A 25,857-nucleotide genomic window follows, 5' to 3' on the forward strand; every position below is an offset into this window, starting at 1 on the left:
GGCAGGGTGAGGGGGAGGTTCTGCTGCCTGTCGTTCGGGCGGTCGTTGCGGGGGGGGTGGTCCCGTTCGGGGCCCCCCCTCCCCCCCCCCCGCCCCTCCGTCAGATGTCCCGTACGGGCGCGTGCGCTCAGGCCACCGGTCCCGCCGCGCCTGCCGTCCCGCTGAGGGCCTCCAGATCGCTCTTGCGGACCCGGATGACGGCCAGTGCGGTCAGCAGGGCGAGGGCCGCCATGCCGACCCCGGCCAGGAACGCCGTGGAGATGCCCTCGGTGAGCACGTGGTCGCCCCACGGCGGCGGCATCTCGTGGGTCTTGGCGAACGCCGCCTGCTGCTCGGGCGTGGCCTGCGCCAGGAACGACGGCACCTGGCGCTGCGCCTCGTCGCGGCTGGCCGTACCGAAGACCGTCACCAGGATGGACAGGCCGAGCGAACCGCCCACCTGTTGTGCGGCGTTCAGCAGTCCGGACGCCGCGCCCGCCTCGTGCGGGGCGACCCCGGAGACCGCGGTGAGTGTCAGGGTCACGAAGTTCAGGCCCATGCCGAAGCCGAACAGCAGCATCGGGGCCAGGATGCCGCTCACGTACTGGGTGCCGGCGTCGATGAACGACAGCCACAGCACACCGCCTCCGGTGATCGCCGCGCCCGCCACCATGAACGGCTTGGGGCCGAAGGTCGGCAGCAGCCGCTGCGAGAGCCCCGCGCCGGTGATGATCGCGACGGTGACGGGCAGGAACGCCAGGCCCGCGCGGATCGGCGTGTAGCCGAGCACGTTCTGCACGAACAGCACGATGAAGAAGAACATGCCGAACATCGCCGCGGCGAGGCTGAGCATGATCACGTAGGTGCCGGCGCGGTTGCGGTCGGCGAACATCCGCAGGGGCGTGATGGGTTCGCGGGCGCGGGACTCCACGAGGGCGAACGCCACGAGCAGCAGCACCGCCGCGCCGAAGGAGGACAGGGTGAGCGCGTCGCGCCAGCCCTCCTCGGAGGCCCGGATGAACCCGTACACCAGCGAGGCCATGCCCAGCGTCGAGGTGAGGGCGCCTGCGATGTCGAAGCGGCCCGGGTGGCGCTCGGACTCGGCGATGCAGCGCGGCGCGAGGAAGGCGATCAGCACGCCGATCGGCACGTTGACGAAGAACACCCAGCGCCAGTCGAGCCATTCGGTGAGCATCCCGCCGGCCAGCAGGCCGATGGCGCCGCCGCCCGCCGACACGGCCGCGAACACGCCGAACGCCCGGTTGCGCTCGGGGCCTTCGGGGAACGTCGTGGTGATCAGCGCCAGCGAGGTCGGCGAGGCGATCGCGCCGCCGACGCCCTGCAGTGCGCGCGCGGCGAGCAACTGCCAGGGCTCCTGGGCGAATCCGCCGAGCAGCGAGGCGAGCGTGAAGACCAGGATGCCGGCCATGAACACCCGGCGGCGGCCCAGGATGTCGCCCGCCCGGCCGCCGAGCAGCAGCAGGCCGCCGAAGGTGAGCGTGTAGGCGCTCAGAACCCAGGAGAGGTCGGTGGTGGAGAAGGAGAGCGCGTCCTTGATGTGCGGCAGCGCGATGTTCACGATCGTCGCGTCGAGCACCACCATCAGCTGGCACGCGGCGATCACGGTCAGGGCTATGCCGGGGTGCACCGCGCGCGAGGGCGCGGCCTCGGGGCCGTCCTTGGCGAGCCGGTCGCGCGGCTCGGTGGTGTCGGTTCGATCGGGCGTCACGTGGGGTCCCCCTGGTGTTCTTAGTGAACGCGACCGTTCACTAAAGGGCGACGATAGTGAGCCCGGACGCGTCAACGCAACAGTCTTCGGAGGGAGTTGACGCAACCGCAGGTCCCGGGGGTTGACGCCCGACGGGCCGGACCGGGTGGCGGCGCGGGGTGGCCGGGACGTCGCGAACGGCTCCGGCGCTCTGGGCATCCGCCGGAGCCGTTGCCACTATGGAACTTCCGCCCCCGCCCGGTGGTTCAACCAACGGCAGCCACTCCCCGCCGCGGCCCACCCGCCCGGCGGCTGCCGAGGCGTACGGCCCGTCGCGCGGGTCGTGCCACCCGGCGCGACGGGGGTGGCCGTTCGTTCGATGGAGATGTGGTCCATGGTGGAAGTAGTCGATGGCCCGGCCCGTGGCGGGGCCCATGGCTGAGTCGCGCGCGTCGGCCGCCGCCCGGCCGCGGCGGGTGTCGGCGCGCCGGCGCGGTCCGGTGCTCGAACGGGCGATCCTGGACGCCGTGCTCGATCAGCTCGGGACGGTCGGCTGGAGCGGCCTGACCATGGAGGGCGTCGCGGCGGGCGCCGGGACCGGCAAGGCCGCCGTCTACCGCCGCTGGTCCTCCAAGGAGGAGCTGGTCGTGGACGCCCTGCGGACCGGGCTGCCGGAGCTGGACGACGCGCCCGACCACGGTGACGTGCGCGAGGACCTGTACCGGCTGTGCCTGAGGGTCAGGGAGAGCATGTACTCCCGTCCCGGATTCGCGCTCAGGTCGCTTCTTCACGAGTGCGACAGCGCGACGGCCGTACGGTTCCAGCAGCTGCTCCTCACCGTGCTCATCGAGCCGCTCACCCGTCTCTTCCGTGACGTCGTACGACGTGCGGTGGCCCGGGGCGAAGTGCGCGCCGAGGCCCTGCACGAGATGGTCATCGATGTGATCCCGGCCATGCTGATGTACCGCTCCAAGGTGTGCGGAAGCGAATGGGACGCCTCCGACATCGCCGATCTGATCGACCGCGTGATGGTGCCGCTGCTGCGCCCCCGCCGCTGAACGACACGTTCCGGTGGTCGTCCGTACCGTTTCCGGTCGTCCCGCGGACGCTTCCGGACCCCAGGTGAAACACGTGTGCGGAACTCGGAACCGAATCCGGGTGTCGCGCGTGGCACAAGGCGGCGTACCCTGGCTGGCGCCATGCCGTACGAACCACCCACCCACACCGTCGAGCGCTCGCTCCGAGCGACCACCGGCGCCAAGGTCATTGCCGGTGTCGACGAGGTCGGGCGCGGAGCGTGGGCCGGACCCGTCACGGTGTGCGCAGCCGTCACCGGACTGCGCCGCCCGCCCGCCGGCCTCACCGACTCCAAACTCATCAGCCCCAAGCGGCGCAACGAACTGGCCGCCGAGCTGGAGCAGTGGGTCACCTCGCACGCCCTCGGGCACGCGTCGCCCGAGGAGATCGACGAACTGGGGATGACCGCGGCGCTGCGGCTCGCCGCCGTACGCGCCCTGGACGCGCTGCCGGTGCGTCCGGACGCGGTCATCCTGGACGGCAAGCACGACTACCTGGGGCAGCCCTGGCGGGTGCGCACGGTGATCAAGGGCGACCAGTCCTGCATCGCCGTCGCGGCCGCCTCGGTGATCGCCAAGGTCGCCCGGGACGGCATGATGGCCGAACTGGAGGCGCAGGCCGAGGAGTACGCGTCCTTCGGCTTCGCCGCCAACGCCGGCTATCCGTCGCCCGTGCACAAGGCCGCGCTGGAGGAGCGGGGACCCACCCCGCACCACCGGCTCTCCTGGTCCTACCTGGACGCGCTGCCCCAGTGGCGGCACCTGAAGAAGATCCGCATCTCCGCCGAGGCGGCCGCACTGGAAAGCGGGGGCCAGCTCGGCTTCGACTTCTGACCCGCCGTCCCCGGCCGTTCCCGCCTCACCCGCGGTCCCCGAACTGCCCGTGCGCCAACCGGTCGCGCATGTTCCGGTACGCCCCGAAGGCGTACCGGACGGCCGGAAGGCACATGTGTGCCCACCCGCCGGTGCCACTCGCACCGGCGTTTGATAGACATCCACTCATGCCTCTCATCCCCGAGGAGCCTCAGATTCACGAGAGTGCCCAGGGTCCCCGCGCCACCACGGCCGCCGGACGCCCCGCGCCGACCCCCCGACCCGTACCCGGTCCCCGACCCGTACCCGGTCCCCGTCCCGTCCCCGGTCCCCGGACCGCCGCCGCACCCCGCCCGGGCCACCCCGGGCCCGCGGCCCGGCCCGTCGCCCCGGAGAACCGTCCCGCCCCCAAGCTCCAGGTGATCCCGGCCTCCGCCGACGGCGCCCTGGACGCCGCCGAGGAGGCCGTGGACCTGCTGCTCGACAGCGGCCGCGCCCCCGGCGACATCCTGGTGCTGACCACGGGCGGCCTGCACCCCTGGGCGGCCCACGAGCTGTCCTTCGGCGAGGCCGCCTACTGGGCCCAGCACGACGCCCGCGAGGACGTGTTCTTCGCGGACGCCTCGGCCCTCGGCCGCGCCTCCTCCCGTCCCGTGGTCGTCGTCGCGCTCAACGGCGGCAACGACTCGGTGTCGACCGCCGCGCTGCCGGTGGCCCGTCAGCGGGCGGAGACGCTGCTCGTGGTCTGTGGCGACCAGCAGCTGGTCAACAGCGCCCTCGGTGCGGGTGTCTGAGCCCTCGGGCTGACCCACCCGCACCGCGGCCGTCCGTACGACCCCTACCCGGCGCCCCTTCGGGGGCGGCCGGGTGGGCGTGCTGTACGGATGCGCCGGCAACGCCCCTGCCCCGTACGGCTACCGCCTCAGCGGGCCGCCGTACGCCGCAGGGGCTCGGCCGCTCCGCTCGCGGTGCGCAGCTGCGGCGGCAGCGAGGGGGCCGAGACCTCGTCGAACGCCATCGGCCCCGACTCGGAGCTGGGCCTGCGCCCGCCCCGGCCCTCGCCGAGCACCTGCCAGCCGCCGCGCGTCAGCGTGATGTACGCGCCGCAGCGCAGCCCGTGCAGGGTGCACGCGTCGCGCAGCCCCCACATCCAGGCCCCGTCCTCCTCCGTCCACCGTTCGTCGCCGTCGCGGCAGTAGAGCAGTACGGCGGTACGGACCGGGGTGCGGCGGCGCAGGTCGTGCGGGATCACCCGGCGCAGGTGGGCCAGCAGGGCGTTGCGGAAGTCCCAGCCGTCGGGCAGCGAGCCGCGCCGGGTGAACGACGCACTGGCGGCCAGGCGTTCCTCGTGGTCGAGCACCGCCACCACGGCGGTCGCCGGTGTCGGCCGGTGCCGCACGTGCAGCCCGCTGACGACCTCACGGGGGTTGCGCAGCAACGGGATCCCCGCGGCTGCCCACTCGGACGGTTCGAGCATCCGGGCCAGACGGCTCGTGGAGTCGGCCGAGGCTACTGTCGAAGTGGCGGCGGACGAAGCGAATCCGAAGGTCACGGTCCTCCCTTCGCATACGCGCCCACGGCGGTGCGGGCAGGGGCGGGTGAGGGCGCGCCGCGGCACAACCCTTCCGGGCCGCGAAGGGGTCGTGCGGGGGCGCTTCAATTCTCGCTGGCGTGTGCGCGGGCGGCAACGAGCAATTGGTTCCGCTGCCGGTAATGCAGGGGTTTGGTGCTCATATCCCTGCCCAGACTCGACCCCGTTGACGCGCCGCGTCACGCCTGGATGGCCAGTACCAGCGGAAACACCCCCTTCGCTCCGGCCCTGCGCAGCAGCCGGGAGGCCACCGCGAGCGTCCAGCCGGTGTCGGAGAAGTCGTCGACCAGCAGCACCGGCCCCTCGGCCGCCGCGAGCGCCGCGGCCAACTCCGGTGGCACCACGAGCGCCTGGTGCAGCCCCTTCACGCGCTGGGCGCTGTTGGTACGGGACAGGGCGAGGTCCGCCGCGTCCGGCGCGTACTCCACCGCGCCCAGCAGCGGCATCCGCCCGACCTCCGCGATCCGCCGCCCCAGCGAGCCGACCAGGCGCGGCCTGCCGTGCGAGGACACCGTCACCACCCCGGCCGGGCGGGCCGGGGCGTCGGGCGCGCCCGACGCCCAACCGCCGGGCCCCTTCGCCCAGTCGGCCAGCACGCTCACCACCGCGCCCACCACGTCGTCCGCCACCTCGCCGTCCGCCGCGCGCGGCGCCAGCAGGGGGCGCAGCCGGTTGCCCCAGCCGATGTCCGAGAGCCGCCCCAGGGCGCGGCCGGAGAAGGACTGCTCCCCGGCCGGGATCCGGCCCTTCAGGTCCACCCCGACCGCCGCCAGGCCCGTCGGCCACATCTTGCGCGGCTCCACCTCCACGCCGGGACGGCCCAGTTCGCCCTTGGCGGCGTCCAGCGCGGCGCCCGACACCCGCGCCTCGTACCGCACCCCCGCGCAGTTGTCGCAGCGGCCGCACGCGGCGGCCTCCTCGTCGTCCAGCTGCCGCCGCAGGAACTCCATCCGGCAGCCCGTCGTCGCCACGTAGTCCCGCATCGCCTGCTGCTCCGACTCGCGCTGGCGCGCCACCCACGCGTACCGCTCGCTGTCGTATGACCAGGGGCGGCCGGTGGACTCCCAGCCGCCCTTGACCCGGCGCACCGCGCCGTCCACGTCGAGCACCTTGAGCATCGTCTCCAGCCGGGTGCGCCGCAGCTCCACCAGCGGCTCCATGGCCGGCAGCGACACCGGCCCTGGGGCCTGCGCCAGCACGTCCAGGGTCCGCCGCACCAGCTCCTCCGGCGGGAACGCCACCGAGGCGAAGTACTTCCAGATCGCCTCGTCCTCCCGGCCGGGCAGCAGCAGCACCTCGGCGTGCTCCACACCGCGACCGGCGCGGCCGACCTGCTGGTAGTAGGCGATGGGGGAGGAGGGCGAGCCCAGGTGCACCACGAAGCCCAGGTCGGGCTTGTCGAAGCCCATGCCCAGCGCGGAGGTGGCCACCAGGGCCTTGACCCGGTTGGCGAGCAGGTCCTCCTCGGCCTGCTGGCGGTCCGCGTTCTCCGTGCGGCCCGTGTACGAGGACACGGTGTGGCCGCACTGGCGCAGGTAGGCGGTGACCTCCTCGGCCGCGGCCACCGTCAGGGTGTAGATGATCCCCGAGCCCGGCAGCTCGTCGAGGTGGTCCGCCAGCCAGGCCAGCCGGTGCGCCGCGTCGGGCAGGCTCAGCACGCCCAGGCTCAGGCTCTCGCGGTCCAGCGGGCCGCGCAGCACCAGGGCGTCGGTGCCTGCGCCGGTCCCCAGCTGCTCGGCCACGTCGGCCGTGACCCGGGAGTTCGCCGTCGCCGTGGTCGCCAGGACCGGGACGCCCGGCGGGAGTTCGGCGAGCATGGTGCGCAGCCGCCGGTAGTCGGGGCGGAAGTCGTGGCCCCAGTCGGAGATGCAGTGCGCCTCGTCGACCACCAGCAGCCCGGTCGCGGCGGCCAGCTTGGGCAGCACGTTGTCCCGGAAGTCGGGGTTGTTGAGCCGCTCCGGGCTCACCAGCAGGACGTCGACCTCGCCCGCCGCCACCTCGGTCTGGACCGTGTCCCACTCCTCCGTGTTGGCGGAGTTGATCGTGCGCGCCCGGATCCCGGCGCGGGCCGCGGCCTCCACCTGGTTGCGCATCAGGGCCAGCAGCGGCGAGACGATCACGGTGGGGCCCGCGCCGAGCTCGCGCAGCAGCGAGGTCGCCACGAAGTAGACGGCGGACTTGCCCCAGCCGGTGCGCTGCACCACCAGGGCCCGGCGCTTCTCCGCGACCAGCGCCTCGATGGCCCGCCACTGGTCCTCGCGCAGTCTGGCGGCGCCGGTGGCGTCGCCGACGAGGCGGGCGAGGACGGAGTCGGCGGCGGCCCGGAGCGCCGCACGGTCCTGGAGACGGGGATCTGCGTTGGTCATGCCCCCATGCAACCCGATGGGTCGGACATCGCGCGAACGGCTCCGCCAGCCTGTGGATAAAGTTATCCACAGGGGTCGCGGACTTTCGGGGTGCCGCGGGACGGTTCCGGCATGAACGAGCACCACGGCGAAGGCCGCGACAACCGACCCGTCCACCCCCACGAGCTGCCCGCGCCGCGCGACAAGCAGCAGATCACGCTGCGCGGCCCGGCCGAACTGGCCGACGCCCTGCCCTACATGTTCGGCTACCACCCCACCGACTCGGTGGTCCTGGTGGCGCTGCACGGCGACCGGGGCCGGTTCGGGGGCCGGCTCAGGCTCGGCATCCCCGCCTCCCCGCAGGAGTGGCCGCCGGTGGCGGAGCAGCTCGCCGAGTGCCTGGTGGAGGGCGCCGAGCGGCACGGGCCGCGCCCCGACGGCATCGTCGCCTTCCTCTGCCAGGACCCGGGCGCGGACGAGACCGGGCGCCAGGTCATGGAGCGGCTGCGGCCCCTGGCCCAGCGGCTGCGCACGGCCTGCGGCGCCCTCGACGTCCCGGTGTACGAGGCGCTGTGCATCTCCGGCGGCCGCTACTGGTCCTACTGCTGCCCCGACGAGCGCTGCTGCCCCGCCGAGGGGAACGCGCTGGCGCTGCCGGGCACCTCGGTGATGGCCGCCGCCGCGGCGTACGCGGGCATCCAGGTCCGGGGGTCGCTGCGGGAGATGGAGGTCCGGCTCAGGCCCTGGCCGCTGCCGGACCGGCGCGAGCCGGTGCCCGTGGGGTCCCTGCTCCGGGCCCGGGAACAGGAGCAGGTCATCGACCAGGCCGCGTTCGCCCTGTTCCCCCGGCTCGTCGTCGGGGGCGTGCGCGAGCAGGTGCGGCGGGACTCGCTGAAGCTGGCCGACGACCTCGTCTCCCGCTTCCGGGGAGCGCCGGCGGGCGAGGGGTGGGTGGCGGCGGACGCGGCGGACGACGCGCTCGTCGGCGACCAGGAGGCCGCCGACCTGATCATCGGCATCCAGGACCGGTCCACCCGGGACGAGGCGGCCGGCTGGATGGAGGGCGACCGGGCGGGCGCGGCGCTGCGGCTCTGGCGGGCGCTGGCCAGGCGCTGCGTGGGCCGCTACGGCGAGTACGCCGCGGCGCCGCAGGCCCTCGCGGGCTGGGTGGCCTGGTCCACCGGGGACGAGGCCGAGGCCCGGGTGGCGCTGCGGCTGTCGCTGGAGGCCGACCCGCAGTACGTCTTCGCGCGGCTGCTGCACCAGGCGTGCAACCAGGGGATGGACCCGGAGGAGGTGCGGGGCTTCCTGCGCCCGGAGAACGGGGGCGCCGAGGGGAGGCTGCCGGGTCTGGTGCCCGCCGGGACGCCCTACGAGGCCGAGCGGGAGGGCGGCGGGGCCTACGCGGGGGTCGGCGGCGCGGGCCTCGCGGGCGTGGTGCCGCAGGGCGCGGTGGCGGAGCCCGGGGAGCCGGTGCGGGCCGACGGGCCTACGGCTCCGGGAGGTCCCGGCGGTCCGGCCGGATGCGGGGCGGAGGCGGGCGGTGGAGCGGAGCCCGGTGCCGTGCCGGAAGCGGGGGAGCCGGGGCGTGCCCGGCGCAGGGTGCGGGCCAGGAAGGCGGCCGGGGCGGGGAGTCCGGCGCGGCGGCGGGCCCCGGTGCGGCCCGGTGAGCCGGGCGCGGCGCAGGGCCAGGACCGGACCGGCACCGGCCCCTCCCGCGCCCGGGAGTCCCGTACCGCGATGCGGGCGGCGGCGCCGGTGCGGGGCGCGCGCCGGAGCGCGGGGGCCGAAGGCGGCGGGGCCGGGGACGGCCCGGAAAGCGGCAGCGCTCCCTCCGGAAAGACCGGCGGGCGGTGACGGCGTGACCCCTTCGGCACCGCGGGCGTTCACCTGTGTGGCGGAGTCGCACGACCCGTGCCGCCGTAGTCCCAGCGGCTGTCCGGAGCGCACAGAAGGCTCAGCGGAGTATCCATGGCCCCCACCGTCCCGTCCCCGTCCCCCCACCCCCCTCAGCCCTCCTCGTCCCCGACCGGCACGGTCCACCCCTCCCCGTCCCTGTCCCACCTCCCCCGGCAGGGACAGGGCGGAGGAGCCCCCTTCCCGGCGGCCCACGCCGCCCACCCCTCGCCCGGACCCGGCGGCGGATCCGCGTCCGCGTCCGGGCGGGCGCCCGGGGAGATCCCCGCGGTGCACGGGCTGCTCATCGGGGTGGCCCTGCCCTGCCTGGCCCTGTCGGCCGAGCACGGGCAGCTCACCGGGAACGGCCTGGAGGGCGTCTACCACGCGGGCCGGCGCCTGCTGTCCCGCTGCCAGCTGCGGATCGGCGGGCGCGAGCCGGTCGCCGTGCAAGGCGGTCTCGTCGGGGCGGGCCGGGCCCGGTTCGTCTCCGTGGCCCGTACCGCGGCGGACGCCGGACCGGACCCCGGGCTCGTGGTGGAGCGGCTGCGCGACGCCGACGGCACCGAGCGGATCACCCTGCGCAGCTCCGCCGCCCGCCCGCTGCGGCTGCCCGTCGAGATCGCCCTGGGCACCGACCTCGCCGACCTCGGCGCCGTCGCCTCCGGAAGGGCCGGGCCCGAGCTGCCCGCCAGCGTCCACGACTCCGGGATGCGCTGGGCGGGCGCCGGGGGAGCCCTCTCCCTGGTCACCGTCGAGCCGCCGCCCTCGGACGCCCTGGCCTCGGCCGGGCTGCTGCGCTGGGAGATCGAGCTGCCCCCGGGCGGCACGCGCACCCTGGAGCTGCGGGTGCGCTCGGACCGGGCGGTGCGGCCCGCCGGGCAGACCGCGGGGCAGCTCCTGGCCCGGGCCGAGGTGGAGGGCGACGACCCCCGGCCGGGACGGCTGCTGGCCGCCGCCGTGGACGACCTGCGGGCGCTGCTGCTGCGCGACCCCGCGCACCCCGCCGACTACTACCCGGCCGCCGGGGTCCCCTGGCGCTGCGGTCCCGCACCCGCCGAGGCGCTGTGGGCGGCCCGGATGGCCCTCCCGCTGGGCACCCGGCTCGCCGTCGGCACGCTGCGTTCCCTGGCCCGCACCCAAGTCCGCGCCAAGGGGGCCGACTTCGGGTGGATCCCCGGACCGCTGCGGGACGCGGGGCCCCATCTGCCGCCCAGTTGCACGGGCCTGGAGGCCACCCTCGCCTTCCCCGCGGTCCTCGCGGAGGCCTGGCGCTGGGGCGTCGCCGACGGGGAGCTGGAGGAGCTGCTGCCCGCCGCCGAGCGCTGTCTGCACCGGTTGCGGGCGGCCGTGGGGGAGGACGGCCTGGTGCGCGAGCCGGGGCCCGCCGGGCCGCGGCGCGCGGAGACCCAGGCGCACGCGCACCGTGCCGCGCTGCTCGGGGCGGACCTCCTGGAGGCCTGTGGTCGGCCGGGCGTGGACGAGTGGCGGGACTGGGCGGCCACGCTGCGCCGCCGGTTCCCTGAGGCCTTCTGGGTGGAGGACCGCGCGGGCGGGCGCCCGGCCGCCGCCCGCACCCCCGACGGGCGGCCGCTGCCCTTCCTCGGCTCCGGCGCCGCGCACCTGCTCGACACGGGGCTGCTCGGCGGCGGGCGGATGGCGCCCGGGCTGCTGGACAAGCCGCGCACCGAGCAGCTGGCCCGGCTGCTGGGCGGGCCGGCCCTGGACTCCGGCTGGGGGCTGCGCAGCCTGGGGGCGAAGGAGCCGGGCCACAATCCGTTCGGGCACCGGGCGGGCGCGGTGCGGCCGCACGAGACGGCCGTGGCGGTCGCGGGCCTGGCCGCCGCCGGGTTCGAGAAGGAGGCGGTGTCGCTGCTGTGCGGGGCGCTCGACGCGGCGGAGGCGTTCGGGGGCCGGCTGCCCGAGATGTACGCGGGGGAGCAGCGCACCTCCGGCGCGCGGCCGGTGCCGCACCCGGCGGCGTGCCGGCCGGCGGCGGTGGCGGCCGCGGCGGGCGTCCAGCTGCTGGCCTCGTTGGTCGGGATCCGGCCGGACGCGCCCGCCGGGACGGTGGCGCTCGACCCGATGCGCTCGGCGCCGCTGGGCGCGGTGGCGTTCGCGGGGCTGAGGGTGGCCGGCGCCCCCTTCTCCGTACGGGTGAGCAGGCTCGGGCTCGGCATGGTGGAGGAAGCCGCCGCCGGACTGCAGCTGGGGGTGTGAGGGGTGTACCGGGCGAAGGGAGAAGAACAGGCCAGGGATGACGAGGGGCGTGCTTATCGTCAGGAAGACGACTATGATCGCGGCATGTCGCCCTACGACCCGTCGGCCTACCCGCCCTTCGCTGTCACCGTGGACCTGGTCGTGCTGACGGTCCGGCGCCACGCCCTGTGCGCGCTGGTCGTGCGGCGCGGTGAACAGCCGTTCCAGGGGCGGTGGGCGCTGCCGGGCGGTTTCGTACGGGACGACGAGGACCTGTCGGCCGCCGCCGCGCGCGAGCTGGTCGAGGAGACCGGGCTGTGCGTGCACGACCCGGCCGACGAGACCCCGGCCGGCAACGGGGCGCACCTGGAGCAGCTGGCCACCTACGGGGACCCGCGACGCGATCCGCGGATGCGGGTGGTGAGCGTGGCCCACCTCGCGCTCTCGCCGGACCTGCCCGCGCCGCGTGCGGGCGGGGACGCCAACAGCGCGCGCTGGGCACCGGTGGAGGACCTGCTCGGCCAGGAGGCGGCGCCCGGTCGCGAGGAGGACCCGCCGGCCCCGCTGGCGTTCGACCACGCGCGCATCCTGGCCGACGGGGTGGAGCGGGCCCGTTCCAAGATCGAGTACTCCTCGCTGGCCACGGCCTTCTGCCCGCCGGAGTTCACCGTCGGCGAGCTGCGGCGGGTCTACGAGGCGGTGTGGGGCGTGGCGCTCGACCCGCGCAACTTCCACCGCAAGGTGACCGGCACGCCCGGGTTCCTGGTCCCGTCCGGGGGCACCACCACGCGCCAGGGCGGGCGCCCCGCGCAGCTGTTCCGGGCAGGTGGGGCGACGTTGCTGAACCCGCCGATGCTCCGTCCGGAGGTCTGACACCGGCGGGCGCCCGGCCGGAGGGTGCCCGAAAAGTCGAAAATGTCGCGTTATCTTGCTGCGGTACCCGCCCGATCTTGCTGCGGTACCCGCCCGCCGCCGAGCGGTCCCAGCTGCCGCGAGAGATACCGCGAGAGAAGCGATGCTCCAGGCCATCGGACTGACCAGCACCCCCCACCGCGACTTCGCCCCCGCCGTGGACGACCTCACCTTCGAGGCCCGGCCCGGCCACGTCACCGCGCTCCTGGGCGACCCGGGCTCGGGCCGGACCACCGCACTGCGGATGATGCTCGAACTCGAACCGGGCCGCGGCGTCACCTACTTCCGGGGCCGCCCCATCCACCGCATCTCCCACCCGCCCCGGGAGGTCGGCGTGCTGCTCGGCGACGTGCCGGGGCACCCCGCCCGCACCGCCCGCGGCCAGCTGCGGATGCTCTGCGCCGCCGCCGGGGTCCCGGTCACCCGCGCCGACGAGATGCTGGAGGTCGTCGGCCTCACCGGACTGCACGACCAGCGCCTCGGCACCCTCTCGGTCGGCATGGACCGCCGACTCGCGCTCGCCTCCGCCCTGTTGGGCGACCCGCACACGCTGCTCCTGGACGAGCCCGCGGCCGGGCTCTCGCCGCGCGAGCACAGCTGGCTGTACGGACTGCTGCGCGCCCACGCCGCGCACGGCGGCACCGTCCTGTACACCACGGGCGACCCCAAGGAGGCCGCCCGCACCGCCGACCGGGTCGTCACCATCGAGCGCGGGCGCCTCGTCGCGGACCAGGACGCCGCCGCCTTCGCCCGCACCCGGCTGCGGCCGCGGGTCAGCGTGCGCACCCCGCACCCGGCGCGGCTGGCCGCGGTGCTCGGCCGGGAGGCCCGCGCCGCCCAGCGCAGCGTGGAGGCCGTTTCCGAAGGCGGCAACCGCGTCCACGTCTACGGCAGCACCTGCGCGGAGGTCGGCGACGCCGCCTTCCGGCACGGCGTGCCGGTGCACCAGCTCGCCGACGAGATCGGCGACACCGGCCCCGCGCCCGACCCCGACGCCGGCCCCAGGTCCCCCGCCGACCCCGAGCTGCTGCCGCCCCCGCTGGCCGCGCGCCCGGCCCGCAGCCCGCTGCGGCCGCTCCGCTACGAGCTGCGGCGCCTGCTCGGGGTGCGTACCACCGCCCTGATCGGTGCGGCCGTGCTGGCCCTCTCCGTGGTGCTGGCCGTGGTGCTCGCCCGGTCCGGGCGCACCCCGCTGCCGGTGGCCGTCGCGGGCTGGCCGCCGCTCTCGCCGCTGCCGCCGGCCGCGCTGGGGGCGGGGCTGCTCGGCGCCCTCTCGTTCGGCGACGAGTTCCGCTACCCGGTGCTCAGCTCGGGGCGCGGCACCGTGCCGCGCAGGCTGGGGCTGCTGCTGGCCAAGCTCGGCGTGACCGCCGCGGCGGCGCTGGCGCTGGCGGCGTCGGTGGTGGTCGTGGACGTGCTGGCCCTGCGGCTGGTGTTCGGCGGCGACTTGATCCCCGTACCAGAGAACTGGCCGACACTGGCGGCGAGTTGGGCGGGTCTCGCGGTGGGGTGCGGCTGGGCGGGGCTGCTCGGCGCCGGGGTGTTCCGGGTGACGGCGGCGGGCGTGGCCGCGGTGCTGGCCGTACCGGTGCTGGTCGTACCGCTGGTGCGCAAGGCGCTGGAGGGGCCCTCCGCGCGCTCGGTCGCCGGGCTGCCCGCGCGGCTGCGCGAACTCGTCTGGTTCCAGTGGCCCTACGAGACGGACCGCTGGCTGCTCGGTGCCGTACGTGTGGTCGCCCAACCCGTGGGTACGGCCCTCGCGTTGTCGCTCACCGTCCTGTTCTGCGCGTATCTGCTCACCGGGCTTCGCCGTAAGGTCCGTTGGTGATCGGTCTTCGACCGGAACGCTTCGGATCGCCCGCAACTCCCTTGGGAATGCGCGTTTCTTTCCGATAAGGCGTCAATTGCGACGAGGGGGGAGATCACCCTTTCGTGTGCTTTTCACCAAAGACCTCAAGGGCCGTGGAGGCAACGCCGACAAAGGATGCGTGAGTACCCTTGCGCACACCATGATGACCGCCGCCCGCTCGGCCGACTCCGGCCTCGCAGCCCCGGGCGACCTCGACCGATACCCCTACGCGGAGGCGCCCGGAGCCGACCACCGCGTCGGACCGCCGTCCTGGGACAGCTCCGACACCGACCTCGGCCGGGTCGGCCGCCGGGCGGCCGGCAGCCGTGGCCGCGGCCTGCACGGCCAACTCGTCCAGCAGCTCGGCCAGATGATCGTCTCCGGCGACCTGGGCGCCGACCGCCCGCTCGTCCCCGAGGAGATCGGGCAGCGTTTCGAGGTCTCCCGCACGGTCGTCCGCGAGTCGCTGCGCGTCCTGGAGGCCAAGGGCCTGGTCAGCGCCCGTCCCAACGTCGGCACCCGGGTCCGCCCGGTCAGCGACTGGAACCTGCTCGACCCCGACATCATCGAGTGGCGCGCCTTCGGGCCGCAGCGCGACGACCAGCGCCGCGAGCTCAACGAGCTCCGCTGGACGATCGAGCCGCTGGCCGCCCGGCTGGCCGCCGGACACGGCCGCGAGGACGTCCAGCAGCGGCTGGCCGACATGGTCGAGATCATGGGCCACGCCCTCGCCCAGGGTGACGTCCTGACCTTCTCGCGGGCGGACGCGGAGTTCCACTCCCTGCTGATCCAGCTCGCGGGCAACCGGATGCTGGAGCACCTGTCCGGGATCGTCTCCTCGGCCCTCCAGGTCTCCGGCGGCCCGATCACCGCCTGTGACCGTCCCAGCGAGTCCTCCGTCGCCCACCACGCGCGCATCGCCGACGCCCTCGCGGCCGGGGACGCCCACGGCGCGGAGGCGGCCATGCGCCAACTGCTCATCGTGCACCCCGAGGTGGAGCGGGTCGTGCCCGCCCCTCGCGAGCACTGAACGGGCCGACCGCGACCGGGCGCCCGCCCTCCTCGCCCCGGCGCACGCGTGCCGCCGGACCCGACGGCGCCCCGGAGGGCGTACGACGGGGTCCGGCGGCGCGATCGGTGGGGTGAAGCACCGTTCTGTCCGTTCCGCCACTTATGGGGTGTGACTCGGGCCACGCGGATTGGGCGTAACACTCCTCGGGGCCACGCGATGACCTAAGAGGTGACAGCCGAGGAGGGAATACAGCAGCCGTTCGCGGCGCTGTGCAGCTCCGAGGTTCCGCCCGCGCCGTCGGCACATTCCCCGCCGACGGTCGTCGGCTCAGGCCCGTACCCCGGGCGGGGCCGGATGCCGTTTTCCATCGTTCCGAGAGGTTGTTCGTGTCGGCCAGCACATCCCGTACGCTCCCGCCGGAGATCGCCGAGTCAGAGTCTGTGATGGCGCTCATCGAGCGGGGAAAGGCTGATGGGCAGATCGCCGGCGATGACGTGCGTCGGGCCTTCGAGGCTGACCAGATTCCGCCAACCCAGTGGAAGAATGTTCTGCGCAGCCTCAATCAGATCCTCGAGGAAGAGGGTGTGACGCTGATGGTCAGTGCCGCGGAGTCGCCGAAGCGCCCCCGCAAGAGCGTCGCAGCGAAGAGCCCGGCCAAGCGCACCGCCACCAAGACCGTCACCGCCAAGACGACCACGACGCGCACCGTCGCGGCGGCCACCACGGCCCCCGCCGAGAGCGTGGACGCCGCTTCCGACGAGACCGCCCCTGCCAAGAAGGCGGTCGCGAAGAAGGCCGCGGCCAAGAAGACCGTGGCCAAGAAGGCCGTCGCCAAGAAGACGGCCGCCAAGAAGACCACCGCCAAGAAGGGCGACGAGGAGCTCGTCGAGGGCGAGGAGCTCCTCGAGGACGTCGCTCCGGGCAAGGACGAGGAGGAGACCGAGGGCGAGAGCAAGGGCTTCGTCCTGTCTGACGACGACGAGGACGACGCGCCCGCCCAGCAGGTCGCCGTCGCCGGCGCCACGGCGGACCCGGTCAAGGACTACCTGAAGCAGATCGGCAAGGTCCCCCTCCTCAACGCCGAGCAGGAGGTCGAGCTCGCCAAGCGCATCGAGGCCGGCCTGTTCGCGGAGGACAAGCTCTCCGCGGCCGACAAGCTCGCGCCGAAGCTCAAGCGCGAGCTGGAGATCATCGCCGAGGACGGCCGCCGCGCCAAGAACCACCTGCTCGAGGCCAACCTCCGCCTCGTGGTCTCGCTGGCCAAGCGCTACACCGGCCGCGGCATGCTCTTCCTGGACCTGATCCAGGAGGGCAACCTCGGTCTGATCCGCGCGGTCGAGAAGTTCGACTACACCAAGGGCTACAAGTTCTCCACGTACGCCACCTGGTGGATCCGTCAGGCGATCACCCGCGCGATGGCCGACCAGGCCCGCACCATCCGCATCCCGGTGCACATGGTCGAGGTCATCAACAAGCTCGCGCGCGTGCAGCGCCAGATGCTCCAGGACCTGGGCCGCGAGCCCACCCCGGAGGAGCTGGCCAAGGAACTCGACATGACCCCCGAGAAGGTCATCGAGGTCCAGAAGTACGGCCGTGAGCCGATCTCGCTGCACACCCCGCTGGGCGAGGACGGCGACAGCGAGTTCGGTGACCTCATCGAGGACTCCGAGGCGGTCGTCCCGGCCGACGCGGTCAGCTTCACGCTCCTGCAGGAGCAGCTGCACTCGGTGCTCGACACCCTGTCCGAGCGCGAGGCGGGCGTGGTCTCCATGCGCTTCGGCCTCACCGACGGCCAGCCGAAGACGCTCGACGAGATCGGCAAGGTCTACGGCGTGACCCGCGAGCGGATCCGCCAGATCGAGTCCAAGACGATGTCGAAGCTGCGCCACCCGTCGCGCTCCCAGGTGCTGCGCGACTACCTGGACTAGGCGCCCCGGGCGGCCCGGTCCTTCCGGTCCGTACGGTCATCGAGGGCCCGGCTCCCCGCACGGGGGGCCGGGCCCTTCGGCGTGCCGGGCGAGTGGCCTCGGGCGGGGGCGCGGACGCCGTCGGCTGCGGGTGCGGGGGCAGGGGCGCTGGATGACGCTGGGTGTGCAGAGGTACACCCAAGGTCAGGAGGCCGTATGCGTCGTCCCCTCGCCCGCGCCCTCACGGGCACCGCAGTCCTGGCGACCCTCGCGCTGGGTGCGGTGCCGCCCGCCCAGGCCGACGGCGTGGTCATCGGAGGCCAGCCGGTCAAGGTGTCCGACACGCCGTGGGCCGTCGCCGTCTCCAGTCGTGACCGGTTCGGAGGTACCCGTGCGGGCCAGTTCTGCGGCGGTGTCGTCGTCGCGCCGACCAAGGTCGTCACCGCGGCGCACTGCCTCAGCCGGGAGGTCCTGGGGGTGGACCTGGCCGAGGTGACCGACCTCAAGGTCATCGCGGGCCGCTCCGAGCTGCGCGCCGGGGGCGGCCGGGAGATCCGGGTGACCGGGACCTGGATCAACCCCGGCTACGACATGATCACGAATTCCGGGGACTACGCGGTGCTCACCCTGGCGAGCCCGCTGCCCGCGTCCTCCGCCATCGCGGTGGCGGGCCCCGGGGACCCGGCCTACACCCCGGGCACGCCCGCCGGGGTCTACGGCTGGGGCGACACCACCGGCAGCGGCGGCTACTCCGTGGCGCTGCGCGGCACGCGCGTGCAGGTGCTCCCCGACGAGATGTGCGCCCGGGCCTATCCGGGGGACGCCGAGGGCGAGTACCTGGCGGGCCCGATGCTGTGCGCCGGGGACCCCAAGGGCGGCCACGACGCCTGCCAGGGCGACAGCGGGGGCCCGCTGGTGGCCCGGGGGCGGCTGATCGGCCTGGTGTCCTGGGGCAGCGGCTGCGGGCAGGCGGGGAACCCGGGCGTCTACACCCGGATCTCGGCGGTCATGGAGTAGCCGGGGGCGCGGGCAGCGCCGGGCGCGTCCGAAGGGGGCGCCTGGGCCGTCCGGGGTGGGGCTTGGGCCGTACGAGCACGGTCCGCGCCCCGCGCCGGGGAGACGGCCCGGGCGCCCCCTCGGTGTGTCCGGGGCCCCGCGCCGTACCGACGGGTCCCTGACGGCGCCCGGAGGCGCGTGCGAGCGGGGCCCTGGCGGAACCCGAGCGGGACGGGGTGTACTCGGGAGGAGAAGGGCGTCCGGGGACGCCCAGGGGCCGGGCACGGGGGTACGAGAACGGGCGGCCACCCCTGGGCCCAGGGGTGGCCGCCCGTCGGCCGGTCAGGACCGGCCCTTGGCTCGTCGGGGATGCGAGGTGTCAGTGTTCCTCGTCGTCCGCAGTGGCCGGCACGGTGGTGAGCCGGTCCGTCTCATCGTGTATCTCCGCGGCGATCTTCTTGAGTTCCGGCTCGAACTTGCGCCCGTGGTGGGCGCAGAAGAGCAGTTCACCGCCGCTGGTCAGGACGACGCGCAGATAAGCCTGGGCGCCGCAGCGGTCGCAGCGGTCGGCGGCCGTCAGCGGGCTCGCGGGGGTCAGAACAGTAGTCACGTCGCCTCTTCTCTAGCTCGACGAGCTGTCGTACCAGGGTCAACATCCAACCAGGCCGAAAACGTTCCCGCTCGTGGCTTTTCCTCGAAACTTCTTACCAAGGTGGCTGTCTGCTGCCGGTTGGCGGCGAATGAGCCGTATTGCGTCGCTCTACGGGTTTCGCGTTGCTTGTCTCTTTTGGGCCCTCCCGGCGGTTGCCGGTTGTTCATGAGGACGTGCCCGGAGCCTAAATGGTTCATGCCTGGAAGGGAACGTGATGTGCGCGTCACCCCATCGAGGGATCGAACACCCATGCGAGGCTGGACTAGCATGAGAAAACGCGAGGGTGGCGTGACAACGGCTCTACCAGGCCTCGGTACCCTCTGACCGGCGACCGACGCCGGGCCTTTACCCACGGGGCCAGAAATCAAATTCAGCGAGGAGCGAACCGCGTGACCGCCGATACGTCCGTGCCGTCCACTGCGCTGCTGACCGCAGACCGCGACGGCTCCAACTACACCGCGCGGCACCTGCTCGTACTCGAAGGACTCGAGGCGGTCCGCAAGCGCCCCGGCATGTACATCGGGTCCACGGACAGCCGTGGCCTGATGCACTGCCTCTGGGAGATCATCGACAACTCCGTCGACGAGGCCCTCGGCGGATACTGCGACCACATCGAGGTCATCCTTCACGACGACGGGTCCGTGGAGGTCCGCGACAACGGCCGGGGCATCCCGGTCGACGTCGAGCCGAAGACCGGCCTGTCCGGCGTCGAGGTCGTCATGACCAAGCTGCACGCCGGCGGCAAGTTCGGCGGCGGGTCCTACGCCGCCTCCGGCGGTCTGCACGGCGTGGGCGCCTCCGTGGTGAACGCGCTGTCGGCCCGGCTCGACGTCGAGGTGGACCGCAACAGCGCCACGCACGCCATCAGCTTCCGGCGCGGCGTGCCCGGCATCTTCACCGAGTCCGGCGCCGAGGCCCCCTTCGACCCGGCGAACGGGCTGCTCAAGGGCAAGCGCGTGCCCAAGGGCCGCACCGGCACCCGCATCCGCTACTGGGCCGACCGCCAGATCTTCCTCAAGGACGCCAAGCTCAACCTGGAGACGCTGTACCAGCGCGCCCGCCAGACGGCGTTCCTGGTGCCCGGCCTGACCCTCGTCGTGCGCGACGAGCGGGACCTGGAGGGCGAGGGCAAGAGCGAGGAGATCTTCCGCTTCGACGGGGGCATCAGCGAGTTCTGCGAGTACCTGGCCCAGGACAAGGCCGTCTGCGACGTGCTGCGGCTGTCCGGCTCGGGCACCTTCAAGGAGACCGTGCCGGTCCTGGACGACCGCGGCCACATGACGCCGACCGAGGTCACCCGCGAGCTGGGCGTCGACGTGGCGATGCGCTGGGGCACCGGGTACGACACCACGCTCAAGTCGTTCGTGAACATCATCGCCACCCCCAAGGGTGGCACCCACGTCTCCGGCTTCGAGCGCGCGGTCACCAAGACCGTGAACGAGGTGCTGCGCTCGGCCAAGCTGCTGCGCGTCGCCGAGGACGACGTCGTCAAGGACGACGCCCTGGAGGGCCTGACCGCCGTGGTGACGGTCCGGCTGGCGGAGCCGCAGTTCGAGGGCCAGACCAAGGAGGTGCTGGGCACCTCGGCGGCCAACCGGATCGTGGCCACCGTGATCGCCCGGGAGCTCAAGGCGTTCCTGACCTCCACCAAGCGCGACGCCAAGGCGCAGGCCCGCGCGGTCCTGGAGAAGGCCGTCGCGGCCGCCCGCACCCGGATCGCGGCCCGCCAGCACAAGGAGGCGCAGCGCCGCAAGACGGCCCTGGAGTCCTCCTCGCTGCCCGCCAAGCTGGCCGACTGCCGCAGCGACGACGTGGACCGCAGCGAGCTCTTCATCGTCGAGGGAGACTCGGCGCTGGGCACCGCCAAGCTGGCCCGCAACAGCGAGTTCCAGGCGCTGCTGCCGATCCGCGGCAAGATCCTCAACGTCCAGAAGTCGTCCGTGTCGGACATGCTGAAGAACGCCGAGTGCGGCGCGATCATCCAGGTCATAGGAGCCGGGTCCGGCCGGACCTTCGACATCGACGCGGCGCGCTACGGCAAGGTCATCATGATGACCGACGCCGATGTGGACGGCTCCCACATCCGCACCCTGCTGCTGACGCTCTTCCAGCGCTACATGCGCCCGATGGTGGAGGCCGGGCGGGTCTTCGCCGCGGTGCCGCCGCTGCACCGGATCGAGCTGGTCCAGCCCAAGAAGGGCCAGGACAAGTACGTCTACACGTACTCCGACAACGAGCTGCGCCAGACGCTGCTGGAGTACCAGCGCAAGGGCGTGCGCTACAAGGACTCCATCCAGCGCTACAAGGGCCTGGGCGAGATGGACGCGGACCAGCTCGCGGAGACCACGATGGACCCCCGCCAGCGCACCCTGCGGCGCATCAACATCGGCGACCTGGAGGCCGCCGAGACGGTCTTCGACCTGCTGATGGGCAATGACGTGGCACCGCGCAAGGAGTTCATCACCAGCTCGGCGGCCACCCTGGACCGCTCGCGCATCGACGCCTGAGCCGGTACGCGGGAGGGGCGCCCGGCGCCCCTCCACCCGGGGGTGGAGCCGCTGGTTCCACCCCCGCTCCGATCCCCGGCCCGCACCCCGCTCCGTAAGCTCGGCAGCGGCCGGTGACGGAAGGGGGCGGCTGTGACGACGAGCCGGTGGACGGCGTGGCCGACGGCGGAGGCGCTGTCCCGGGTGGGGGTGCCGCGCGGGCGCATGGTGCTCGACGGCAGCCTGCTGACCGGGCTGTGCGCCTGGGTGCTGATCGGCGCCTACCTGTCCGGGGCCTTCGGCGGCTGGGCGGCGGTGGTGCCGCCGCTGGCCCTCGCGCTGTGCGCGGCGGCGGCCGTCGCGTACCACTTCACCACCCTGGCCAACCAGCTCGCGCGCTCGATCGGCTGCCTCGCGGTCGTCTCCCTGTGCGGGCTCGGCGCCTGTGCGGCCGGGGCCGGGGTGGCGGCCACGGTGCTGTGGATCACCACCTGCGTGATGGCGGTGGAGCGGCTGCCCGGCCTCGCGGGGCTCGGGGTGGTGTCGGCGCTGGCCGGGGGGTTCTACGGGACGGACGAGACCGGTCTGCTCGGGGCCGGGATCACCACGGTCACCGTGCTCCTCGCCGGCTACTCGCTGCGCCTGGACGCGCAGGCCCGCGGCGCCGGGTTCCGGCTGCTCACCCAGGAGCGGGCCGCGCGGGCCGCCGAGGCGGAGTCCGCCGCGCTCGCCGAGCGGGCCAGGATCGCCCGGGAGATCCACGACGTGCTCGCCCACAGCCTCTCCGCGCAGCTGGTGCACCTGGAGGCGGCCCGGCTCCAGATCGAGCGCGGCGCCGAGCGCGAGCAGGTCCTGGAGCGGGTGGTGGCCGCGCGCTCCATGGCCCGCCAGGGGCTGGCCGAGACCCGGCAGGCGCTGTCCGCGCTCCGCGGCGACCTGGTGCCGGTGGAGGACTTCCTGCACGAGTGCGCCGGTGCCGAGGACGCCCGCCTGGAGATCACCGGGCCGCGCAGACCGCTGCCGGCCGAGGCCTCGCAGGCGGTGCGGCGGGTGGCGCAGGAGGCCCTGACCAACGTGCGCAAGCACGCCCCGGGGGCGCGCACCCGGCTGCTGCTCGCGTACGGGGAGGGCGAGGTCGCCCTGGAGGTGCGCGACTCCGGGGCGGCGGACGGGGGCGGGGAGCTGGCGGCGTCCGGTTCCGGGTACGGTCTGCGCGGGATGCGCGAACGGGCCGAACTGCTCGGCGGATCCCTGGAGGCGGGTCCGGACGGGGAGGGTTTCGTGGTGCGGCTGCGGGTGCCGGCATGAGCGGGGACGGCATGGGCGGGGACGGTACGGGCCAGGGCGGTACGGGCGAGGACGGTGCGGACGGGCGGGGCGCGGGGACGGCCACGGCCCGGGTGGTCGTGGCCGACGACCAGGCGGTCGTGCGCGAGGGCATCGTGATGCTGCTCGGGCTGCTGCCCGGGATCGAGGTCGTGGGCGCGGCCAGGGACGGCGAGGAGGCCGTGGCGCTGGTCGCCGAACTGGCCCCGGACGTCGTCCTGATGGACCTGCGGATGCCCCGGGTCGACGGGGTGGAGGCCACCCGCCGCATCCGCGCCGACCACCCCGGCACCGAGGTGGTGGTGCTCACCACCTACGCCGACGACGACTCGCTCTTCCCCGCGCTGCGGGCGGGCGCCCGGGGCTACCTGACCAAGGACGCGGGCGGCGAGGAGATCGTACGGGCCGTGCACGACGTGCTCGCCGGGCGCGCCGGACTCGCGCCCGCCGTCCAGCGCCGGCTGCTCGACCAGGTCGTCGCCGAGACCGAGCCCTCCCGGCGGCTGCCCGACGGGCTCACCGCGCGCGAGGCCGAGGTCCTCGCCCTGGTCGCGGACGGCCTCTCCAACCCCGAGATCGCGCGGCGCCTGGGCATCTCCACGGCCACCGTGAAGACCCACATCAACAACCTCTTCGCGAAGACCGGCGTGCGCGACCGCGCGCAGGCCGTGCGCTACGCGTACCGGCAGGGCATCGCGCGGCCACCCGGTGGCTCCTTCACCTAATGGGGTGAACACCCGGGGGAGACCCGTCCGGGACTGCTCCACCCCGCCCATCCTTGGGCACGCGGCCGAAACGGTTCGCCGACAAGGAGAGTTGAGCGGTGGAGAAGCAGGAAGGGCCGGACGGCGCGCCGGTGCGGATCGACGACCCGTGGTACGACGCACTGGCCTCCGGATGGGGCGAACTCGACGGCACGGGGGCCCCGGCGCCGGTGGCGCGGCCCCGCCAGGAGGGGGAGGGGACCCGCCCCAGCGCCGCCGACATCTACCTGGAGGTGCAGCGCAGCGCCGCCTTCCAGGAGGTCCGCGCGCGCTACCGCAGATTCGTCGTCCCGGCCGCCGTGGCCTTCCTCACCTGGTACCTGGCGTACGTGGTCGCGGCGACGACCGCGCCCGGACTGATGGCCCGCCCGGTGGCCGGGGCCGTCAACGTGGCGATGCTCGCCGGACTCGGGCAGTTCCTCACCACCTTCGCGCTGACCTGGGCGTACGCACGCCACGCGCGGCTGCGCCGGGACCGGGCGGCACTCGAACTGCGCTGGGACACACAGGAGATGACGCGGGGGATACGGCGTTGAGCGACGACCACCAGACACTGGCGCTGCTGCTGTTCAGCGCCTTCATCGCGGTCACCCTGGGGATCACCACCTGGGTGAGCCGCAACCGGCACGGCTCGCCCGAGGAGTTCTACGTCGGCGGGCGGCTGTTCTCCCCGCTGGAGAACGGCCTCGCCATCGCCGGCGACTACATGTCCGCGGCGTCCTTCCTGGGCATCTCCGGACTGATCGCGCTGTTCGGCTACGACGGGATGCTCTACTCGGTCGGCTTCCTGGTCGCCTGGCTGGTGGTGCTGCTGCTGGTGGCCGAACTGGTCCGCAACTGCGGCAAGTTCACCCTCGCCGACGTGGTGGCCGCCCGGATGAGCGAGCGCCCGGTGCGGGTGGCGGCGGGCACCTCGTCGGTGACCGTCTCGGTGCTCTACCTGGTGGCGCAGATGGTCGGCGCGGGCAGCCTGGTGGCCCTGCTGCTCGGCGGCACCAGCGAAGCGGCCCGCTCCTGGACCGTGATCGGCGTGGGCGCGCTGATGGTCATCTACGTGTCGCTCGGCGGGATGCGGGCCACCACCTGGATCCAGATCGTGAAGGCCGTCCTGCTGATGGCGGGCGCGGTCGCGCTGACCGTGATGGTGCTGCTGCGGTTCCACGGGGACGTCAACGCGCTGCTGAACACGGCGGCCGAACGCAGCGGCCAGGGGCGGAAGTTCCTCGCGCCCGGCCTGAAGTACGGCGGTGACTGGACCGCGCGCCTGGACTTCATCAGCCTGGGCCTCGCACTGGTCCTGGGCACCGCGGGCCTTCCGCACATCCTGTCGCGCTTCTACACCGTGCCGACCGCGCGGGCCGCGCGCCGCTCGGTGGTCTGGTCGATCGGGCTGATCGGCAGCTTCTACCTGATGACGATCGTGCTCGGGTTCGGCGCCGCGGCCATCGTCGGCAGCGCGCAGGTGCGCGCCTCCAACGCGGCGGGGAACACCGCGGTGCCGCTGCTCGCCCTCGACCTGGGCGGCGGCGAGGGGACGGCGGGCGGTGCGGTGCTGTTCGGCGTGGTCGCGGCCATCGCCTTCGCGACGATCCTGGCGGTGGTCGCCGGGATCACCCTGGCCTCGTCGGCGTCGGTCGCGCACGACCTGTACGCCTCGCTGAAGCGGCGGCACGCCAAGCAGCACAGCGAGGTGAAGGTGGCCCGGGTGGCCGCGGTGGGGATCGGGGTGGTGGCGATCGGCCTGGGGCTGCTGGCCCAGGACCTGAACGTGGCGTTCCTGGTGGGGCTGGCCTTCGCCGTGGCCGCGTCCGCGAACCTGCCGGTGCTGCTGTACTCGCTGTTCTGGCGGAACTTCACCACCCGGGGGGCGGTGTGGTCGGTGTACGGGGGGCTGGTCCCTGCGGTCCTGCTCGTCCTGCTCTCGCCGGTGGTGTCGGGCGGGCCGGGGGCGCTGTTCCCGGGGGTGGACTTCCAGGTCTTCCCGTTGCAGAACCCGGGGGTGGTGTCGATTCCGCTGGGGTTCCTGGCGGGGTGGGTGGGGACGGTGACGTCGAACGAGACGCCGGATGAGGCGAGGCATGCGGAGACCGAGGTGAGGGCGTTGACGGGGGCGGGGGCGGTGTAGGGGGGCGTGGGGGTACGGGGGTACGGGGGTGGGGCGGGGGGTCTTGAGCTGACCGGGCTCCGTGGCGCGGGGCCCGGTCAAGTCTGTGCGGGGGGTTGCGGTGCGGGGCCGGGCCGGTGCGGGGTGTCGTGGTGCGGGCCCTTGGGTCCCCGACCCGCCCCTTCCCGAAAGCCTCCGGCGGTGGGGGCGGGTGGGTGTACGGGGGCGGAGCCCCCGGGCCC

General features: G+C 74.1%; 19 protein-coding genes. 15 read left to right on the top strand and 4 right to left on the bottom strand.

All coding sequences use genetic code 11. From position 1 onward, the window contains the following. Positions 1-127 precede the first annotated feature (127 nt). Positions 128-1,627 carry an MFS transporter gene (locus tag ABT160_RS39360; protein ID WP_351653404.1) on the bottom strand — a complete coding sequence of 500 codons (1,500 nt, stop codon included), beginning with the start codon at positions 1,625-1,627 and terminating at the stop codon, positions 128-130. Between the two features lie 494 nt (positions 1,628-2,121). Here ABT160_RS39360 and ABT160_RS39365 point away from each other — a divergent pair, with 494 nt between their 5' ends. The 3 genes from ABT160_RS39365 (at position 2,122) to ABT160_RS39375 (ending at position 4,370) form a co-directional block, all read left to right on the top strand. Next, on the top strand, positions 2,122-2,745 hold the full coding sequence (locus ABT160_RS39365) for a TetR-like C-terminal domain-containing protein (RefSeq protein WP_351653373.1): 624 nt from the start codon (positions 2,122-2,124) through the stop codon (positions 2,743-2,745). A gap of 141 nt (positions 2,746-2,886) precedes the next feature. Next, the gene (gene rnhB / locus ABT160_RS39370; protein WP_351653374.1) at positions 2,887-3,597 is read left to right on the top strand and encodes a ribonuclease HII; all 711 of its coding nucleotides are present in this window, start codon (positions 2,887-2,889) and stop codon (positions 3,595-3,597) included. Positions 3,598-3,764: 167 nt separating this feature from the next. Beyond that, positions 3,765-4,370, top strand: coding sequence for a hypothetical protein (locus ABT160_RS39375; protein ID WP_351653375.1), 606 nt, complete (start codon positions 3,765-3,767; stop codon positions 4,368-4,370). Between the two features lie 128 nt (positions 4,371-4,498). On the opposite strand, the gene ABT160_RS39380 is transcribed toward ABT160_RS39375, so the two are convergent. Both ABT160_RS39380 and ABT160_RS39385 read right to left on the bottom strand, forming a co-directional pair. Continuing rightward, on the bottom strand, positions 4,499-5,128 hold the full coding sequence (locus ABT160_RS39380; protein ID WP_351653377.1) for a hypothetical protein: 630 nt from the start codon (positions 5,126-5,128) through the stop codon (positions 4,499-4,501). A gap of 218 nt (positions 5,129-5,346) precedes the next feature. Further along, the gene (locus ABT160_RS39385; RefSeq protein WP_351653378.1) at positions 5,347-7,533 is read right to left on the bottom strand and encodes a RecQ family ATP-dependent DNA helicase; all 2,187 of its coding nucleotides are present in this window, start codon (positions 7,531-7,533) and stop codon (positions 5,347-5,349) included. A 111-nt stretch (positions 7,534-7,644) separates the two neighbouring features. Here ABT160_RS39385 and ABT160_RS39390 point away from each other — a divergent pair, with 111 nt between their 5' ends. From ABT160_RS39390 to ABT160_RS39420, 7 genes are all read left to right on the top strand, one after another. Further along, positions 7,645-9,369 carry a DUF4192 domain-containing protein gene (locus ABT160_RS39390; RefSeq protein WP_351653380.1) on the top strand — a complete coding sequence of 575 codons (1,725 nt, stop codon included), beginning with the start codon at positions 7,645-7,647 and terminating at the stop codon, positions 9,367-9,369. Positions 9,370-9,690: 321 nt separating this feature from the next. Further along, entirely contained in the window at positions 9,691-11,628 is a 1,938-nt protein-coding gene (locus ABT160_RS39395) for an amylo-alpha-1,6-glucosidase (protein WP_502984381.1), read from the top strand. Positions 11,629-11,712: 84 nt separating this feature from the next. Further along, positions 11,713-12,480: an NUDIX hydrolase gene (locus ABT160_RS39400; protein WP_351653384.1), complete on the top strand. Its 768-nt coding sequence runs from the start codon at positions 11,713-11,715 to the stop codon at positions 12,478-12,480. Positions 12,481-12,622: 142 nt separating this feature from the next. Then, positions 12,623-14,347, top strand: coding sequence for an ABC transporter ATP-binding protein (locus ABT160_RS39405; RefSeq protein ID WP_351653385.1), 1,725 nt, complete (start codon positions 12,623-12,625; stop codon positions 14,345-14,347). Positions 14,348-14,507: 160 nt separating this feature from the next. Next, on the top strand, positions 14,508-15,398 hold the full coding sequence (locus ABT160_RS39410) for a FadR/GntR family transcriptional regulator (RefSeq protein ID WP_351653387.1): 891 nt from the start codon (positions 14,508-14,510) through the stop codon (positions 15,396-15,398). A 368-nt stretch (positions 15,399-15,766) separates the two neighbouring features. After that, the gene (locus tag ABT160_RS39415) at positions 15,767-17,308 is read left to right on the top strand and encodes an RNA polymerase sigma factor (RefSeq protein ID WP_351653388.1); all 1,542 of its coding nucleotides are present in this window, start codon (positions 15,767-15,769) and stop codon (positions 17,306-17,308) included. 195 nt (positions 17,309-17,503) lie between these two features. Continuing rightward, positions 17,504-18,304 (top strand): S1 family peptidase, encoded by an 801-nt coding sequence (locus ABT160_RS39420; RefSeq protein WP_351653390.1) that lies wholly within the window; start codon positions 17,504-17,506, stop codon positions 18,302-18,304. A 358-nt stretch (positions 18,305-18,662) separates the two neighbouring features. Here the strand turns inward: ABT160_RS39420 and ABT160_RS39425 are convergent, their stop codons facing one another. Beyond that, entirely contained in the window at positions 18,663-18,893 is a 231-nt protein-coding gene (locus ABT160_RS39425; RefSeq protein WP_351653392.1) for a DUF7455 domain-containing protein, read from the bottom strand. Positions 18,894-19,324: 431 nt separating this feature from the next. Between ABT160_RS39425 and ABT160_RS39430 the strand changes: the two genes are divergently transcribed. The 5 genes from ABT160_RS39430 (at position 19,325) to ABT160_RS39450 (ending at position 25,636) form a co-directional block, all read left to right on the top strand. Then, positions 19,325-21,442, top strand: a complete 2,118-nt coding sequence (locus ABT160_RS39430; RefSeq protein ID WP_351653394.1) for a DNA gyrase/topoisomerase IV subunit B — start codon at positions 19,325-19,327, stop codon at positions 21,440-21,442. Between the two features lie 132 nt (positions 21,443-21,574). Next, positions 21,575-22,729: a sensor histidine kinase gene (locus tag ABT160_RS39435; protein WP_351653396.1), complete on the top strand. Its 1,155-nt coding sequence runs from the start codon at positions 21,575-21,577 to the stop codon at positions 22,727-22,729. Positions 22,730-22,740: 11 nt separating this feature from the next. Next, positions 22,741-23,472 carry a response regulator gene (locus tag ABT160_RS39440; protein ID WP_502984382.1) on the top strand — a complete coding sequence of 244 codons (732 nt, stop codon included), beginning with the start codon at positions 22,741-22,743 and terminating at the stop codon, positions 23,470-23,472. 98 nt (positions 23,473-23,570) lie between these two features. Beyond that, a complete protein-coding gene (locus tag ABT160_RS39445) occupies positions 23,571-24,047 on the top strand; it encodes a DUF485 domain-containing protein (RefSeq protein WP_351653400.1) in 477 nt (158 codons plus the stop codon). Further along, positions 24,044-25,636 carry a monocarboxylic acid transporter gene (locus ABT160_RS39450; protein WP_351653402.1) on the top strand — a complete coding sequence of 531 codons (1,593 nt, stop codon included), beginning with the start codon at positions 24,044-24,046 and terminating at the stop codon, positions 25,634-25,636. The genes ABT160_RS39445 and ABT160_RS39450 overlap by 4 nt, the downstream gene beginning before the upstream one ends. Positions 25,637-25,857: the final 221 nt, after the last annotated feature.

It is taken from the genome of Streptomyces sp. NPDC001941 (assembly GCF_040296945.1).
GTDB lineage: Bacteria > Actinomycetota > Actinomycetes > Streptomycetales > Streptomycetaceae > Streptomyces.

Bases quoted from the DNA above. Each gene is read 5' to 3' on its own strand.
- rnhB (WP_351653374.1), top strand. From the start codon at position 2,887: ATGCCGTACGAACCACCCACCCACACCGTCGAGCGCTCGCTCCGAGCG.
- ABT160_RS39365 (WP_351653373.1), top strand. From the start codon at position 2,122: ATGGCTGAGTCGCGCGCGTCGGCCGCCGCCCGGCCGCGGCGGGTGTCG.
- ABT160_RS39405 (WP_351653385.1), top strand. From the start codon at position 12,623: ATGCTCCAGGCCATCGGACTGACCAGCACCCCCCACCGCGACTTCGCC.
- ABT160_RS39440 (WP_502984382.1), top strand. From the start codon at position 22,741: ATGGGCGGGGACGGTACGGGCCAGGGCGGTACGGGCGAGGACGGTGCG.
- ABT160_RS39420 (WP_351653390.1), top strand. From the start codon at position 17,504: ATGCGTCGTCCCCTCGCCCGCGCCCTCACGGGCACCGCAGTCCTGGCG.
- ABT160_RS39400 (WP_351653384.1), top strand. From the start codon at position 11,713: ATGTCGCCCTACGACCCGTCGGCCTACCCGCCCTTCGCTGTCACCGTG.
- ABT160_RS39390 (WP_351653380.1), top strand. From the start codon at position 7,645: ATGAACGAGCACCACGGCGAAGGCCGCGACAACCGACCCGTCCACCCC.
- ABT160_RS39385 (WP_351653378.1), bottom strand. From the start codon at position 7,533: ATGACCAACGCAGATCCCCGTCTCCAGGACCGTGCGGCGCTCCGGGCC.
- ABT160_RS39375 (WP_351653375.1), top strand. From the start codon at position 3,765: ATGCCTCTCATCCCCGAGGAGCCTCAGATTCACGAGAGTGCCCAGGGT.